Source organism: Acetomicrobium hydrogeniformans ATCC BAA-1850 (assembly GCF_000160455.2).
In the GTDB taxonomy this organism is placed as follows: Bacteria; Synergistota; Synergistia; order Synergistales; family Acetomicrobiaceae; genus Acetomicrobium; species Acetomicrobium thermoterrenum.
On the sequence record NZ_ACJX03000001.1, the window covers coordinates 592,561 to 607,054 of the forward strand.

15 protein-coding genes are annotated in these 14,494 nt (G+C 44.3%); 3 read left to right on the plus strand and 12 right to left on the minus strand.

Annotated features, from left to right (window positions below; translation table 11 throughout):
• Positions 1 to 130: 130 nt before the first annotated feature.
• The 8 genes from hcp to HMPREF1705_RS02935 all read right to left on the minus strand — a co-directional run bounded on the left by hcp (position 131) and on the right by HMPREF1705_RS02935 (position 8,307).
• Positions 131 to 1,777, minus strand: coding sequence for a hydroxylamine reductase (gene hcp / locus HMPREF1705_RS02900; RefSeq protein WP_009202400.1), 1,647 nt, complete (start codon positions 1,775 to 1,777; stop codon positions 131 to 133).
• A gap of 15 nt (positions 1,778 to 1,792) precedes the next feature.
• Complete coding sequence (locus tag HMPREF1705_RS02905; RefSeq protein WP_057940669.1) at positions 1,793 to 2,551, minus strand: ATP-binding protein; 759 nt, start codon at positions 2,549 to 2,551, stop codon at positions 1,793 to 1,795.
• Positions 2,514 to 2,966, minus strand: coding sequence for an RrF2 family transcriptional regulator (locus HMPREF1705_RS02910; protein WP_009202402.1), 453 nt, complete (start codon positions 2,964 to 2,966; stop codon positions 2,514 to 2,516). The genes HMPREF1705_RS02905 and HMPREF1705_RS02910 overlap by 38 nt, the downstream gene beginning before the upstream one ends.
• A 94-nt stretch (positions 2,967 to 3,060) precedes the next feature.
• Positions 3,061 to 4,893, minus strand: a complete 1,833-nt coding sequence (locus HMPREF1705_RS02915; protein ID WP_057940670.1) for an ASKHA domain-containing protein — start codon at positions 4,891 to 4,893, stop codon at positions 3,061 to 3,063.
• A gap of 37 nt (positions 4,894 to 4,930) precedes the next feature.
• The gene (locus HMPREF1705_RS02920; RefSeq protein WP_370739600.1) at positions 4,931 to 5,743 is read right to left on the minus strand and encodes a TIGR02757 family protein; all 813 of its coding nucleotides are present in this window, start codon (positions 5,741 to 5,743) and stop codon (positions 4,931 to 4,933) included.
• A 50-nt stretch (positions 5,744 to 5,793) separates the two neighbouring features.
• Complete coding sequence (locus tag HMPREF1705_RS02925) at positions 5,794 to 6,321, minus strand: flavin reductase family protein (RefSeq protein ID WP_009202405.1); 528 nt, start codon at positions 6,319 to 6,321, stop codon at positions 5,794 to 5,796.
• Positions 6,322 to 6,347: 26 nt separating this feature from the next.
• Entirely contained in the window at positions 6,348 to 6,839 is a 492-nt protein-coding gene (locus HMPREF1705_RS02930; protein ID WP_040348957.1) for a ferritin, read from the minus strand.
• A gap of 52 nt (positions 6,840 to 6,891) precedes the next feature.
• Positions 6,892 to 8,307: an NAD(P)/FAD-dependent oxidoreductase gene (locus tag HMPREF1705_RS02935; RefSeq protein ID WP_057940671.1), complete on the minus strand. Its 1,416-nt coding sequence runs from the start codon at positions 8,305 to 8,307 to the stop codon at positions 6,892 to 6,894.
• 136 nt (positions 8,308 to 8,443) lie between these two features.
• Between HMPREF1705_RS02935 and HMPREF1705_RS02940 the strand changes: the two genes are divergently transcribed.
• Positions 8,444 to 9,199, plus strand: coding sequence for an SIR2 family NAD-dependent protein deacylase (locus HMPREF1705_RS02940; RefSeq protein ID WP_040348958.1), 756 nt, complete (start codon positions 8,444 to 8,446; stop codon positions 9,197 to 9,199).
• 12 nt (positions 9,200 to 9,211) lie between these two features.
• Complete coding sequence (locus tag HMPREF1705_RS02945) at positions 9,212 to 10,030, plus strand: hypothetical protein (RefSeq protein ID WP_009202409.1); 819 nt, start codon at positions 9,212 to 9,214, stop codon at positions 10,028 to 10,030.
• Here the strand turns inward: HMPREF1705_RS02945 and HMPREF1705_RS02950 are convergent.
• Positions 10,023 to 10,463, minus strand: coding sequence for a Fur family transcriptional regulator (locus tag HMPREF1705_RS02950; protein ID WP_009202410.1), 441 nt, complete (start codon positions 10,461 to 10,463; stop codon positions 10,023 to 10,025). The genes HMPREF1705_RS02945 and HMPREF1705_RS02950 overlap by 8 nt on opposite strands.
• 1 nt (position 10,464) lies before the next feature.
• Positions 10,465 to 11,487 carry a molybdopterin-binding protein gene (locus tag HMPREF1705_RS02955; RefSeq protein ID WP_040348959.1) on the minus strand — a complete coding sequence of 341 codons (1,023 nt, stop codon included), beginning with the start codon at positions 11,485 to 11,487 and terminating at the stop codon, positions 10,465 to 10,467.
• Positions 11,488 to 11,600: 113 nt separating this feature from the next.
• Here HMPREF1705_RS02955 and HMPREF1705_RS02960 point away from each other — a divergent pair, with 113 nt between their 5' ends.
• Complete coding sequence (locus tag HMPREF1705_RS02960; protein ID WP_009202412.1) at positions 11,601 to 12,413, plus strand: XdhC family protein; 813 nt, start codon at positions 11,601 to 11,603, stop codon at positions 12,411 to 12,413.
• Here the strand turns inward: HMPREF1705_RS02960 and HMPREF1705_RS02965 are convergent.
• Positions 12,382 to 13,002 (minus strand): nucleotidyltransferase family protein, encoded by a 621-nt coding sequence (locus HMPREF1705_RS02965; protein ID WP_009202413.1) that lies wholly within the window; start codon positions 13,000 to 13,002, stop codon positions 12,382 to 12,384. The two genes, HMPREF1705_RS02960 and HMPREF1705_RS02965, sit on opposite strands and share 32 nt — an antisense overlap.
• Before the next feature lie 58 nt (positions 13,003 to 13,060).
• Positions 13,061 to 14,434 (minus strand): uracil-xanthine permease family protein, encoded by a 1,374-nt coding sequence (locus HMPREF1705_RS02970; RefSeq protein ID WP_009202414.1) that lies wholly within the window; start codon positions 14,432 to 14,434, stop codon positions 13,061 to 13,063.
• Positions 14,435 to 14,494 lie beyond the last annotated feature (60 nt).

Sequence of the window (14,494 nt, forward strand, 5' to 3'; positions counted from 1 at the left end):
TGATATAATTCTTCTCGTAATTGACGACGGTAAAAATCCGAACACACTAATCGATGCCTGTTTAAAAATACAAAAAGAGGCAAGTTAGCAACTTGCCTCTTTTTGTATAGAAACAGCAGTTGACTTGTATTTAGCCCAGTATGGCTTTTAAATCCTCTGCCGGAGTGGTGATAGGTTTGAGACCCAAATTTTCGCTCAAGTAGGAAATCACTTTGGGCTTTAAAAAGGCAGGAAGGGTTGGGCCAAGGCGCATATTTTTGATTCCAAGGGCAATAAGGGACAACAAAATACAAACGGCCTTTTGCTCGTACCACGATAAGATAAGCGATAAAGGAAGGCTGTTGACATCCGTCTCAAAGGCATCGGCTAGGGCTTTTGCAACGACGATCGCAGAGTAAGCATCGTTACACTGCCCCATGTCGAGCAACCTCGGGATGCCCTCAATATCGCCAAACTCCAACTTATTGAAGCGATATTTGCCGCATGCTAAGGTCAAGATAAGACAGTCTTTTGGTACGCTAGTTGCAAATTCAGTGTAATAATTACGCCCCGGCTTTGCCCCATCGCAACCACCTATGAGAAAGAAGTGTCGGATCTTCCCCTGCTTGACCAAATCAATGACCTTATCAGCTACGGAGAGCACGGTATTTCTGGCAAAACCTATGGTAATGTAATGTTCTGGTCCATCTTCGGAGAAACCGGACTGGGCAAGCGCCGCCTCAATAAGGGGAGAAAAGTCCTTATCGGGACCAATGTGGCGTACCCCCGGCCAAGCCACTAGACCTGTGGTAAAAATTCGATCCTTGTAAGAATCCTTTGGTTTTTGAATGCAGTTGGTCGTCATCAAAATTGCACCCGGAAATTCATCGAATTCACTTCGCTGATTCTGCCAGGCACTTCCATAGTTTCCTACAAGATGGGAATATTTTTTAAGTTTCGGATAGGCTAAGCAAGGAAGCATCTCTCCGTGAGTATATACGCTTATGCCCTTGCCCTCCGTTTGTTTTAAGAGAAGATCCAAATCCCTCAAGTCATGACCGGAAACAAGTATTGCCTTTCCCTTTACAGGGGTTACCCTTACTTTGGTAGGTTCGGGATGGCCATAAGCTTCGGTATTGGCCTCATCCAGAAGCTCCATTACCTTTAAATTAAAGTTCCCAAATTCGATAGCCTTTTGCAATAATTCCTCTTCCGTAAAACTATCTTTGGAGAGGTAGTCCATGAAAGCATGAAATCCCCCATAAATCTCATTGCTTTTTTTGCCCAAAATCTGGGCATGATCTGCATAGGCTGCGCTCCCCTTTAGGCCAAACAAGATAAGGTCGTGTAGTCCCCCTATCACATCTCCCCATCGCTGAGCTCGCGATTCGGGATTGACCTTTTCTCCTTGAGTTAATAGTCCCGATCGGTCTTTTGCCAGCTCAAATGTCGCCGGCCCGTTTAGCTCATCTGGCGTTATTCCCTTTTCCTTTGCTGCATTGAGGTAAAGATTTCGAGCCTTTTCCCTTATCTTTTCCGCCTTACGGATCATTTGTTCCATGCTATCCTCGTCGAAGTTAACATTTGTCACCGTAGTAAATAAAGATTCTATTACGAATGAATCGATTTCTTCGTCGGACGCACCTAAAGCTCGCGCCCTGTGAGCGTACATGGAAATACCTTTAGCGACGTGTATGAGCAGGTCCTGAAGATCCGCTACCTCGGGACTTTTGCCACATACGCCAAAATTAGTACAACCACTCCCTTGAGCTGTCTGTTCGCATTGATAACAAAACATGCCTACTCCCCCTTTTTAATTTGCTTTATATCTATATTTAATTGTTTCTTTATCTTTAATGTTACCATCGATTCCAATCACTATTTTATTTAAAACTATATCCCGATTAACTTCGCTTGCAACGGATTCCGCTATTCTCCATAATCCCCCACAGCAAGGCACTTCCATGATTATTACAGTTATTTCGGGCGTCTGATTTACCTTAAAAATTTGAGCTAATTTCTGCCTATAAAGCTCGGCATCATCAAGTTTGGGACAACCTATGAGCAAAACTCTTTCATCGTCTTTCAATATCGTCTTTTGAAAACTGTATAACGAAAATCCCGTGCAATCCGCAGCCAACACGATAGAAGATCCTTTCAAATACGGTGCATTTACCGGTAACAACTTAAGCTGAATTGGCCAGTTCAAAAGCCTAGAATTGTCATCGGCGACGCCCTGTTCCAAGCTTTCTGACATTCCTTTATTGCTATTATGACGAATATCCATAACCTTGCTTCCTGGGCACCCGCAGGGAAGGAGGTTTTCTCCATGGCTCGGTTCTTCTGCAGCTCTTGTGTATTCTTCAGCTTCCCTCAACTCAAAGGATATGGCCCCCTTCGGGCACTCACCGATACAGTCTCCCAAGCCATCGCAGTAAGACTCGTTTCTGAGCTTGGCCTTCCCCTCTTCTATGACTATTGCGCCCTCATGACAGGCTTCGGCACATAGGCCACATCCGTCACACTTATCCTCGTCAATTTTTATTACTCGTCGCAATACCCTTTGTTTCATCGAAAAGATCACTCCTTACTAAGTCAGCTAAAGTCCTGCTGGATAGATATTTTATAAACTCTTCGTTAATTCTTTTGAGCATTCCTCCAAAAATACAGCTCCCAAAGGGACAATGCTGTTTGTTTATCAAGCAGTAGTCTGACGAAGGCTTCCCCTCTATGGCTTCATAAACTTCGTAGAGGGTTATTTTTGAAGCGGGAACAGCGAGTTCGACACCCCCGCTTGGACCACGCAGGGAATTTACCAGTCCAGCCTTGGTCAACCTTTGAAAGACCTTCGCTGCATGTTGTTCGGATACGGATATCATCTCCGAAAGCTTTCTTACGCTTATTCTTCTTTCATGTAGTGCAAGTATTCCCATTCCGTGCAGTGCAATCGATGCAGCTTGTGAGATTTGTACAACTCCACCCTTCATCCTTCGACCTCCCTTCCTATTTAAGGATTATGGTACTTCAATTCCTATTTGTCAAGAAAAAAAATTTGGTCTTTCAAAACTCCATCTGAGATCATCAGAGATACGTCAGCTTCGATAAAAATTTTTCGTTAAAATTTTCTTTTTCTATATCGATGAATTCAATTTTAGATAAGATACGATCCAATACCTTGAAAGACTCTCTGCCACCCAATACAAACCTGACTCCCCCGCTCAATGCAGCGTTTCCGAGACACTTGACCTCACCCGTAAGATCCTTTGGCAACAGGCCTATACCAATAACATCTTCGGGGTTTAGGTAGTTTCCAAAGGCCCCCGCTAGGTAAACAGCGCTTAATGATTCGCTGCTCAAGCAGGCCTTTTCCAATATCAAATCTATGGCGGCAGAGATCGCCCCCTTCGCCAGCTGAACCTGTCTAATATCAGATTGGGTCAGGGCTATGCCATCGGCGATCATTATTTTTCGCCTGCCTTCTTCTCTCACTATCAGCGAGGCTATCGCTTTTTCTCCTATCTCGTCTGGGTCTTTGATCCTTCCTGTATCATCTATCAATCCCATTCTTTTAAATAGGGCAACTGCGCTTATAACTCCGCTCCCACATAGTCCTTTGGCAATCCCTTCTCCTATTGTCAGTGCCTTTATGCCATGTTCGCCATCTTCCTCGAGAGAATAAATCGCTCCATCGGTTGCAACCATTCCACAGGAGATCGCACCACCCTCAAAGGCAGGCCCGGCCGCTGCGGAAGTGATAAATATTTTCTCATCCAAAATCAGCCCTATTTCCCCATTCGTTCCAAGGTCTATCACGAGGCATGGAATTTTTGGACCTAGGGAAAGCAACTCAAAAAGCACGGAGATCATATCTCCGCCCACGAACTTATCGACTATAGGCATCGACCAAATCCGACCTGAAGGATGCATTGGCAGTGCCGAAAACTTGAAACCTTCGGAGCTTAAAATGTTCTTAAAGACCGGCACATAGGGAGTCCTGGACAGAGGTTTAGGGGATATCCCCCAAAAGAGATGTTCCATAACAGTGTTGCCCAAAATCAGAATCTCAAATACCCTTTCCTTAGATATATTTGTCTCTTCTAAACACTGTCGCATCGACATTGCGATGGAGTCGATCAACATTGTTTGCATCTTTAATAAATCTTTTGGGTTTGTCGCTTTAGAGATGCGAGAAATAACATCCGCTCCAAAACTCCTCTGAGGATTCGCAATAGTGCGACGCGAAAGCATCTTACCGATCTTCAAATCTAACAGAACGATAGAAATAGCCGTAGTGCCGACATCACAGACGAAGGCACAAAGGGGTTTTTCCTCATGCCCAGAAAAAATCGCCACATACTCTTCGTCAATTTTAACAATACTGCCCCTCCAGCTCTCCCCTTCCTCCCAATATATTGACAGCTCCTGCAATGCTTCCGGCCTTATCTTCAATTCGTCCTTTCCCAATGCTTTAGCAAGGGCTTCACTCACACTCCCTGCCACTAGATCATCCCAGCGAAGGTTCACTTTTTCTTCCATTACGGAAGGATGTTGTAAAATGAAATTTTTCTCGAAAAAGGCGGAATCGATGAGTTTGCTACGTGAGTCAGTTTTAAAATCGTCTACAATAACCTCAACATTGCCTTTAACAAAAGCCTGGCAGGCAAGACGCCAGCCCAGACCCAAGATCTCGGGCCCTAATTTATCAACCTCTTCATCAGACGGCTCTGTCAAAGCCCCTCTGACCAAGACGCGACATTGCCCGCATTTTCCCTGCCCTCCGCAAGCTGCGTCTAAAACGATGCCGGCGGAGATCAAAGCATCGAGCAGTGACGTATCCGGTTTTACAGTAACCTTTCTAGTGATTCCTTGATATGCATATATGACATCGCACAACTTGGGAAACTTTTTGTCCATTTCGTTAAAGACCCCTTTGCAGCTTATAATTTAACGACTAGTTCTTGCCTTCGCAATCGTAGGTCTTACTCAATTTCTTAACGGCAGAAATGACTTTACGATAATCCTTGGCCTCCATTCCCAGATGGGATAGGGCAAAATCATACCTCAAGGGATCATCGGGACGAAAAAGCCTGAAGGCTTGCGTAAGTTCTATTGCAGCTTTTGCATCAGGAGAAGCCCTCTTGATCCATCCCAATTCCTTTCCGAATTTCCACATGTGCACATCTAAAGGAACTACCAAGTTGGCAGGTGTCTCGACTGTCCAACCCCCCGGATCTACATTATCCTTTCTAACCATCCACTTTAAAAAAAGCCTAAGCCTCTTACACGGGCTATTTTTCCATGGATCGGGGATTAGAACGCTTATATCCTCAGGCGATGCATTTCTAAGGGCAACAGCAAAACCAACAGCAGGGTCCGAATCCCCAGCTTTGCAATGCTCATAGAGAGACTCTAGCGAGTCATATCGTGCAATCAAAATTTTGCAGGCATACAAAAGGCTAACAATATCGCTTCCCTTGACCCACCTATGTTTAAATCCCTTGAGCTTCGCCATTAAATAATCCACAGGCACTTTCAAAAGGAAATCTCTAGGATTATCTTCCATTATAGCGACGACTTTCTCAATAGATTTTATGATCTGAGAAACTCGCCCGAAAGCCAAGGAGGCAGCAACAATCCCAATTATCTCCCTTGCACGAATATCATCGAAACTATGCAAAAAATAGACCGGGTCTTCTCTTGCCTTCTCTTTATCGTTATATTTGGCGTAAAGCATTTCCAAAAACTCGACCAAAGACAAACTCATTTCACCCTTAAGCAAAAGGGCGCTCTTCGAGCGCCCCACTTATTTCATAATTAAGCTTTGTTGAAGACAAAGGTCGGCGCATTCTTGGGTGACTTTCCGCCCTTTATCAAACGATAATTGGCATACGTTAGGGGCGTACCGCTTTTTATGGTCTCAGCTAAAACAACCTCTGCAACGAACAGCTTATGAGTATATACTGGAATTATATCTATGACCTTTGCCTCAATAACGGCAAGGGCGTGGTCCAATACCAAGGGCGCGCCTGTTTCGCCAATCTTGTATTGACATTGAGTCATTTTATTTATATCTCTCCCGCATTTAAACCCAAAAGTCCCTATGAATGGCATTGGCGTATCCTCTTCCAGAACCGACACTCCAAAGGCCTTGTTCTTTTCGACCAGCTCTGTAGTCAAGTTATCTTTGTGCAAAGCTACAACCACACATATGGGATCTGCAGTAACCTGCATCAACGCATTTGCTATCTGACCGTTCAACCTTCCTTCGCTGGCCCCCGTCACTATATATAGCCCGTAACTTAGGGTAAAGAGAGCCTGCAAATCCACCTTATCGACACCCATAGACCTGCCTCCTTTAGAAGACTCAGCTAATCCTCACGAGATCCGAGCGCCTGATCCAACATTAATATAACGCTTGGGGAATCTCCGGCGAAGCGCAGCTTTTGGACTATCTCTTCGGCATTGGCCTCTTCTTCGACCTGTTCCTTGACAAACCATTGAAGGAATTCGAAAGTTGCATGGTCGTTAGCTTCCCTCGCTGCATCTACCAAACTGTTGATCATTTCAGTTACTTTTTGTTCGTGGGCGAAGGTGTCTTCAAAGACCTCCAAAGGCGAACTCCACGAGGACTTTGGAGCTTCAACAGGCAACATCTCGACCTTTTCACGCCTGTCGTTTATATATTCATAGAATTTCTTTGCATGATCTATCTCTTCCTCGGCCTGTTTTTTCATCCAGTGGGCAAAACCCTTTAAATTGTTGGCATCAAACCAGGAAGCCATTGACCAGTACAAATAACCTGAATATATCTCTCTGTTTAGTTGTTCGTTAAGCATTTTGAGCAATTTGCGATCCAACATAATTATCACCCCTGTATTCATATTTAACATATATTATTATACAGCAATTTCGCTAGTTTTTTGAAATCGTTTCATGAATCTCTTCAAGCATACTCCTGGCGGAGATCAAACCGCTGGCCGCAGCCTGTATGACCCCCCTGGTAACACCCGCTCCGTCCCCAGCCGCATACAAGCCTTTTATCGAGGTTTGCAATTTCTCGTTTAAGGAAAGCTTCAAACTATAGAATTTGACCTCAATACCGTATAACAAGGTATATTTATCGTTCACATGGGGTATGATCGACTCCAAAGCCTCAAGCATTTCTAAAATGTCCTTTAGATGTCTGTATGGAAGGGCAAAGGATAAATCACCCGGCTCGGCTTCCGCTAATGTCGGTTTCACCAAGCCCCGTTCAATTCTCGAACGAGTCGATCGTCTGCCTAGTTTAAGATCGCCCAATCGCTGCACCAACACAGAACCGCCAAGCATGTTCGCCAGTCTTGCAATATGAACACCATAACCGTTGGGATCGTGGAAGGGTTCTGTGAAATTAGTGCTCACAAGTATGGCAAAGTTAGTGTTGTCTGTGCTTTTGCTTCTGAAGCTGTGGCCATTCACGGTAACGACGCCGCCATCGGACTGAAACTCCGTAACGACTTCTCCGTGGGGACACATACAAAAGGTCCTAACCTGATCATCAAAAGTCGGGGAATTGTAGATTGCCTTAACTTCGTAGAACTGTTCCGTCAACTCCTCGGCCAACTCGGCAGGAATTTCTACCCTCACGCCTACGTCGACGGGAAGGGAGTCTACTTGAAGGCCAAGCTCTTTGCTCGTCCGTTCCATCCAGGGAGCTCCCTCCCTTCCGGGGGCCAGCAAGACGAGTTTTGCGTTCAGCTTTTCGCCGCTTGAAAGTTCAACGCCAGCTACTCCTCCGTCAGCAATCAGTACCCTCTTTACTTCGGTGTTCATCAATATGTGAACTTTATCGCACAATTTGCAATATATATTGCGCAACACTTCCTTCGTGCGATCTGTGCCTATGTGCCGTATCTTCGCAGGAATGACATGCAAACCAGCTACACGGGCTTTTTTGATAACCTTAGAAGCAAATTCCGGATCCGGTTCGAACAAAGGTGCGGAATCTGCTCCATATTCCCTCCAAATGGAATCCACTTCGTCGAGCAAGGCAAGAAGCCTTTCCTTACCGATGTATTTCTCTAAATTTCCTCCAAAGTGAGGGGTCAACGTTAATTTACCATCGCTAAAGGCTCCTGCGCCTCCCCACCCGCACATCAGGCTACAGGAATTGCAATGAGCACAGGTTCGAACTATGCCCATTTTCAACGGACACGTTCTCTCGTCAAGCGTCTTTCCTTTGTCTATTAAAGCCACACTTATTCCTCTGTTCGCCAACTCAAGGGCAGCAAAAAGTCCGGCCGGACCTGCTCCCACCACAATAACATCGTAATAATTTCCCACACTCATCCCTCCATCATAACTTTAAGACGGCTATTTGATATTTTAAAAAACTTACCAGAAGTGGAGGATGAAAATATCCTCTGATAATGATAAAGTATATAAGGGATTTATGCGAGTCAAAAAGTTACAGGAGGTGAAGTTGATGCATGACCTGACAGCAAAGTGCGCAGACATGATAAAAAAGGCACAAAAAATATGTCTGCTTAGCGGAGCAGGCATATCCACAAATGCCGGAATCCCCGATTTCCGTGGGCCAAAGGGGTTGTATCGCACGGCCGGTGTAGATAACCCGGAGAGGATATTTGACATATCCTATTTTTATCGTGACCCCTCGCTTTTTTATAAATTTCACAAGGAGTTCTTGAAAGCCCTTCAACAGATAAAACCGACTTTCTCGCATTATTTCTTCGCAAAGTTAGAGGAAAAAGGGAAATTAATAGGCATAATTACCCAAAACATCGATTCCCTCCATCAAAGGGCCGGGGCAAAAAAAGTTTACGAAATACACGGAGGCGTATGGGAAAGTTATTGTCTCAAATGTGGTAAAAAATTTAATTACGAAGAAAGTTTTAAGAAAACCATGGAAGAAGAAACCCCCCACTGTGATAGTTGTGGAGGAGTAATAAAACCGGACATCGTCTTTTTCGGCGAGCCCGTTAAATACCTTGACAAATGCATTGAGCTCGCGAGGGAAAGCGACCTATTCTTCGTTGTCGGCTCGTCCCTTGTGGTTACCCCCGCGGCTCTGATTCCAGCCGAATGCAAGGGGACTATAGTAATAGTAAACAAGGGTGATTTTTCCACCACCTATCTTCCAATGGACAGGGTAGACCTGGTAGCCGACGAGGACATTGATGCATTCTTCAAATCTATTGACGAACATCTAAAACACGATTAGGAAGTGTCTAACATGACGAAAGTGCAAATTATGTCACTGTTTACGGTTCTCCTTTTCTTTCTTTCTCCTAGCCATATCGAAGCAAACGTTCTTCCCGTCAAGATATATGTCGATGAAGTCAAAAATGAAACAGAGCTTAAAATATATGAGAATCGGTTTGCAATAGCCCAAGACATTCTTCCGGAAAAAATTAAAAACGAATTTATCAGATTACTCAAGCATTCGCCCTTAATCGATGTCGTACCTGTTGATTCATCCGACTCAACAATGGCAAAACTTTCTCTAAGCAGTTTTGTGCCCAAACGAAGTAATAATTTGGGCACCACTACAAAGGCCAAAATACACCTAAGAGCTGAATATTACGAACCGGGAAGTACCCAACCTAGAAGATGCGAATACTTCGTTACAGATTCAAGATGGAAACCACTTTATGAGGAGGATGTTTTCAAAACACCCTGGTGGGATCGTTTTGAAAAAACCGTCTACTGGCAAGGGATCAAAAAGGCGCTCAGGGAAGCAAAAGATGACCTTTATGCCGCTCTTGCAGGTCAAGGTGTTAGGGGACGAATAATAGAAGCATCCGACCAGAGAGGACAATTTGGTCAAAAGAGGTTCTTTTGCAATTTGGGCTTTAGGGATTCTATCGGCAAAGGCGATACTTTATTGGTAATCAATCAGCGCAGATTAAATTCAGGATACGACTATTACGAAATAAAAGGAAGATTAAAGGTCATCACTGCATATGAAAATTTATCACTCGTAGAAGCGATCGAGGAAAACCCCAAAGACCCCATCTTGTCGGGAGACGCTGTGTTGCTTTCTATCAATTAAACTCTTTAGTTTCCTTAAAACATTTCTCACATATCCCGTAAACTAAAAGTTGCTTTCCTTCGACATGACACCCCGGAGGAACTTCCACAAAGGGAAGCTTGTCTCCTCGTAAACATTTCATGTTCCCGCACTTTAGGCAATAAAAATGGGGGTGGCCTCCTGGGCACCCCGGTTCGTCAAGTTCGTGAATGCAAAAGTACCATCGACCATCTATGCCAAGCACCTTATGCACTATACCCGCTTCAACCAAAATGTATAAAGATCTGTACAATGTAACCCTGTTAATCTCACTTAAAAGAACGTTTGTCTGTAGATCACCATGCGATACGGGTTGCCCTGCCATCATTAGCGCTTCGCAAATGAGAATTCTCGCTTTTGTGGGCCTTATGCCAAAAGTTTTTAACGTTTTCTTTACATATTCTCGATTCAACATTTCAACATTTGACCCCAAAAGAACAGTTAGGAAAAGAACATGTCGAGCAACGCCTGCACAGGCCACCTATGCCAAACCTCGAGATCTCCTCGAAGGTTGGAATCAGTCCGGCAAATATCCTAGGCAAAACCAGGTCTAGACTGGTCCATTCATCGTGGACGACACACGCAGGCGCTCCAATGATGACCTTTTCTCCCTTCATTCCCACCATAAGCATTGAGCCTGGCAATACAGGTATACCCTTGAATTTTACCTCGTCGCAGGTCTGTGCAATGGCTCGCGGAGTATTATCATCGGCATCGACGCTCATTCCCCCTGTGCAGATGATCAAATCTGCTCCACTATTTAAAAAGTTGCGTATTGCTTCTGAAATCTCGTATTGGTCATCCCCTGCGATGTTTTGTCCCAGTAAACTCCCTCCGAAATAAGCTACTTTTCTTTCAAGCTTAGACCTGAAGGCATCCTTTATTATTCCGCTTTTTATTTCCCCTCCAGTCGTTACCAATCCGACCTTGAGAGGGTTGTAGGCCCTAACCTCAAATGTAGCCCCTACACGCAGAGCCCTTTCAAGCTGCGCTCTCTTAACGGCAAGTGGCAAAATCCTAAAACCCGCCACCATGTCTCCCGGTTCCACCATCGTGTAGGGATATAAAGTGACTACCACCCAGTCGGGATCGCTATTTATCATATTTACTTTATCGGGATCGAAGTAAAGAAGCCCTCTGAAGTCGGCTATTAAATTACACCTTCCCTCACTTGGGGCTGTTAATTTCAATCCTTTTCCACATATTGCCGACCCTAAAGCTAAAGCAGCATCGTCTTCATGCACTTCATCTTCTTCTAATTCCAGAATAGTTAAATGTTCTCTGCCCATAGACCTTAAAATCTCTATGTCCTCTTCTTTGATGACATGTCCTTTCTTGAAACGAGGCCCCTTATAACCCATCTCCACATCTATTTTTGTCAAGTCATGAGATAAAATATGATTTATTGCCTGGTTCAAATCTACAATTTTTTTGCGCACTTTCAAAATCCTCCCTATCGACCGTTTTCCCTTCACAATCCCGCCTTTGCCTATAGTCAGACTATGTGTATATTTTATAATAAAACGAAACACAACTGGAGGAGGTAATCAAAATGGATCTGACAATCATCGAATCTCTTAAGAAATCCCTTGAAACGGGGGAAAAATGTGTATTATGCACAATAATAGACGAAGAAGGTTCGACGCCAAGAAGCGTCGGATCAAAGATGCTGATATGGGAAAACGGGTCGATAGTTGGGACAATAGGCGGAGGCGTATTGGAATATCACGTTATACAGGAAGCATTGAGGTTGTTCCGTGAGGACAAAACAACTGCTCTTTACAGCGAAGAATTTACGGCCACAGAGGTAGATGACCCAAAAGCCGCCTGTGGCGGTAAAACGACAGTATTTCTTGAACTTATCGGGAGAAAAAAAGAACTCATTATTTTTGGAGCCGGACATGTAGGAAAAGCCATAGCCCGGGTAGCTAGCTTTCTAAATTATTCAGTAACCTTGTGGGACGAAAGAGAGGAATTCGCAAATCCAAATAACGTCCCTTGGGCACAAACAATTGCCTGCCCGCTCGATGATGCTTTCGAAAGATATCTGTCATTTCACAAACTAACACATGTCGTCGTTGTAACCAGAGGGCACTCTCTTGACACAGAGGTCGTCCGCAAACTCGACGGAAAGACCGCTTGCTACATAGGAGTGATAGGCTCCAAGCGCAAGATAGCCGTGATGAAAGAAAACCTGCTAAAAATGGGGGTTTCCAAAGAGCTGGTTGACAGATTATATGCACCCATTGGACTTCCCATCAAGGCAGAAACGCCTGAAGAAATCGCTATATCTGTTATGGCTGAAATCATTGCTGTCGATAACGGAGCAAACGTTAAGGGTCTGCGTCAGCCTCTTGATGTCTGATCTTTAAGATGCTCTCCGCCAATTTAAGGTCCTCGAAGGTGTCTATGTCAATGCATACTCCCTCGTCATCCACGGGCACTAAGATTCTTTCTTCCGGCGGCGGCATGAGATCCTTTAATGTGTGATCAAAAGAGGCTGAGTGTATTGTTTCAACTATGGGCTTTGGGATCAGAATCGGATGACTCCTTTTTCCGTTAAAAACAGGCTGAACCACCTTTAAGGGGTGCCTTTCGGATAAAATGGCCTTTATCGTAGCGGGCTTGACTAAAGGTTGATCGCCTAAGACTATCAGGACATTTTCTATATCTTTTGACAAAGACAATATGCCGGTTTTTATCGAAGAGAACATCTCTTTTCTGAAATCGGGATTTTCGACAATATTCAATCGAACGCCATACTTCGATAATTCCTTCTTCAGCTTATCTCCGTCATAGCCTATTACGACCACTATATCTTTTGGATCAAAACCAGAGGCGCGGATTAAATCTAATGTCCAAAATATGATTGGTTTGCCCAAAATAGGTCTTGACATCTTCTCGTAACCCAAACGCCGTCCTTCGCCGGCAGCCAAAAGGATTGCCTTGATCAAATAAATTACACCTCACATACAAAAGAGGCGGGTTATAACCCGCCTCTTTTGTCATTTATCATATTTTTACGCCTATGCCCCGCTCCTCGTCGGTACCGGGAATCAAGCTATCGCATACGGCTGCACAAATGCCCGCTACAGCCATCGGTGTCTTCAATATAGCCCATATTACTTCTCCAAGAACTCCTATGGTCGAAAAAATAGCGTGGTTTTGCTCTATCCATCCAGGAAGTCCAAGGGCCATTAAGAAGGCAAAACCAACTATTAAAACATTCCTCTGGCTTCCCATATCAGCCCTCATCAAAACCTGGATTCCAAGAGCACCTATTACGCCAAAAAGCGATATATAAGCTCCACCAATTATCGGACTGGGAATGGTGGCAACAAGAGCACCGAGCTTTCCTATTGTGCTCATCAATATTAATATAACGGCTCCTGTCCTTACAACCCAGCGAGAGGCAACGCCCGTCAAACCGATTAGTCCGATATTTTCCGTATATGATGTCGTTGCAACACCACCCAGCATTCCCGAAATTGCACAGTTTACCCCTTCGGCACCAATACCTCTGCTAATGGTCTCAGAGGATGGATCGTCCAGCCCTGCAGCATAGGAACAGGAGTGATAATCTCCGATTGACTCGATCATAACCGCGAAGAAACCGGCCAAAGCTGTACCAAATGTTACAACGCTAAACTTTGGCGCACCCCAGGGCATAATTCCAGTAAACCTAAACCACGGAGCCTTGATAACTTCAGTGAGATCTATATATGCCGGATGCCCCGCAGCGAATAAACCGGTCACTGACAGGATTAAACAAATAAGATAAGTAATTACTATTGAAGTCAACACAGAAAATATATTGAGGTATTGTTTTTTCGTCACGAGGCTGAAAAAAAAGATCAAAAACACAACCAATAACGACACCGGCCAATAGTTGGCAGCATTGAACTGTACAGCAGTGGGAGCAAGGGAAAAGCCTATAGCCATAATTGTGGGTCCGATAACTACGGGAGTTATAACTTTCCTAATATATCCAACTATTTTGCTGTATCCCAAAAAAGACAGGAGCAATCCGCCGCTTATCAGGGCACCGCCAATATATTGCATGATCACGTTAGGCCCCATTGCCTTATAAATGCCAATTATAGTCATTATGGGAGGGATAAAGCTAAAACTTGACCCCTGAACGATCGGAAGGCCGGAGCCAAGCTTTGGATGCGTTTGGATCAGCGTAGCTATCCCCATGGCCAGATATACGCACGAAATAAAAAATCCTATCTCCGCTCTTGTCATTCCCATCTCAGGACCAAAAATGAGCGGAACGAGCGTAGTGGCTCCAAAAAGTGTCAAAACATGCTGAGCACCCGCCAGTACCAATATAGCTGGCGGAGGAACATCGTTTATGCCATAAACAACTTTCTTTCTAGCCATAAAAATTACCTCCTTCTAAGTTTTATTTTTAACTTAGAAAACATTTCGAATTGTACACAA

What these genes read in the sequence shown, in the direction of transcription:
- hcp (WP_009202400.1), bottom strand. Translation starts at nt 1,777, where the DNA reads ATGTTTTGTTATCAATGCGAACAGACAGCTCAAGGGAGTGGTTGTACT.
- HMPREF1705_RS02905 (WP_057940669.1), bottom strand. Translation starts at nt 2,551, where the DNA reads ATGAAACAAAGGGTATTGCGACGAGTAATAAAAATTGACGAGGATAAG.
- HMPREF1705_RS02910 (WP_009202402.1), bottom strand. Translation starts at nt 2,966, where the DNA reads ATGAAGGGTGGAGTTGTACAAATCTCACAAGCTGCATCGATTGCACTG.
- HMPREF1705_RS02915 (WP_057940670.1), bottom strand. Translation starts at nt 4,893, where the DNA reads ATGGACAAAAAGTTTCCCAAGTTGTGCGATGTCATATATGCATATCAA.
- HMPREF1705_RS02920 (WP_370739600.1), bottom strand. Translation starts at nt 5,743, where the DNA reads ATGAGTTTGTCTTTGGTCGAGTTTTTGGAAATGCTTTACGCCAAATAT.
- HMPREF1705_RS02925 (WP_009202405.1), bottom strand. Translation starts at nt 6,321, where the DNA reads ATGGGTGTCGATAAGGTGGATTTGCAGGCTCTCTTTACCCTAAGTTAC.
- HMPREF1705_RS02930 (WP_040348957.1), bottom strand. Translation starts at nt 6,839, where the DNA reads ATGTTGGATCGCAAATTGCTCAAAATGCTTAACGAACAACTAAACAGA.
- HMPREF1705_RS02935 (WP_057940671.1), bottom strand. Translation starts at nt 8,307, where the DNA reads ATGAGTGTGGGAAATTATTACGATGTTATTGTGGTGGGAGCAGGTCCG.
- HMPREF1705_RS02940 (WP_040348958.1), top strand. Translation starts at nt 8,444, where the DNA reads ATGCATGACCTGACAGCAAAGTGCGCAGACATGATAAAAAAGGCACAA.
- HMPREF1705_RS02945 (WP_009202409.1), top strand. Translation starts at nt 9,212, where the DNA reads ATGACGAAAGTGCAAATTATGTCACTGTTTACGGTTCTCCTTTTCTTT.
- HMPREF1705_RS02950 (WP_009202410.1), bottom strand. Translation starts at nt 10,463, where the DNA reads ATGTTGAATCGAGAATATGTAAAGAAAACGTTAAAAACTTTTGGCATA.
- HMPREF1705_RS02960 (WP_009202412.1), top strand. Translation starts at nt 11,601, where the DNA reads ATGGATCTGACAATCATCGAATCTCTTAAGAAATCCCTTGAAACGGGG.
- HMPREF1705_RS02970 (WP_009202414.1), bottom strand. Translation starts at nt 14,434, where the DNA reads ATGGCTAGAAAGAAAGTTGTTTATGGCATAAACGATGTTCCTCCGCCA.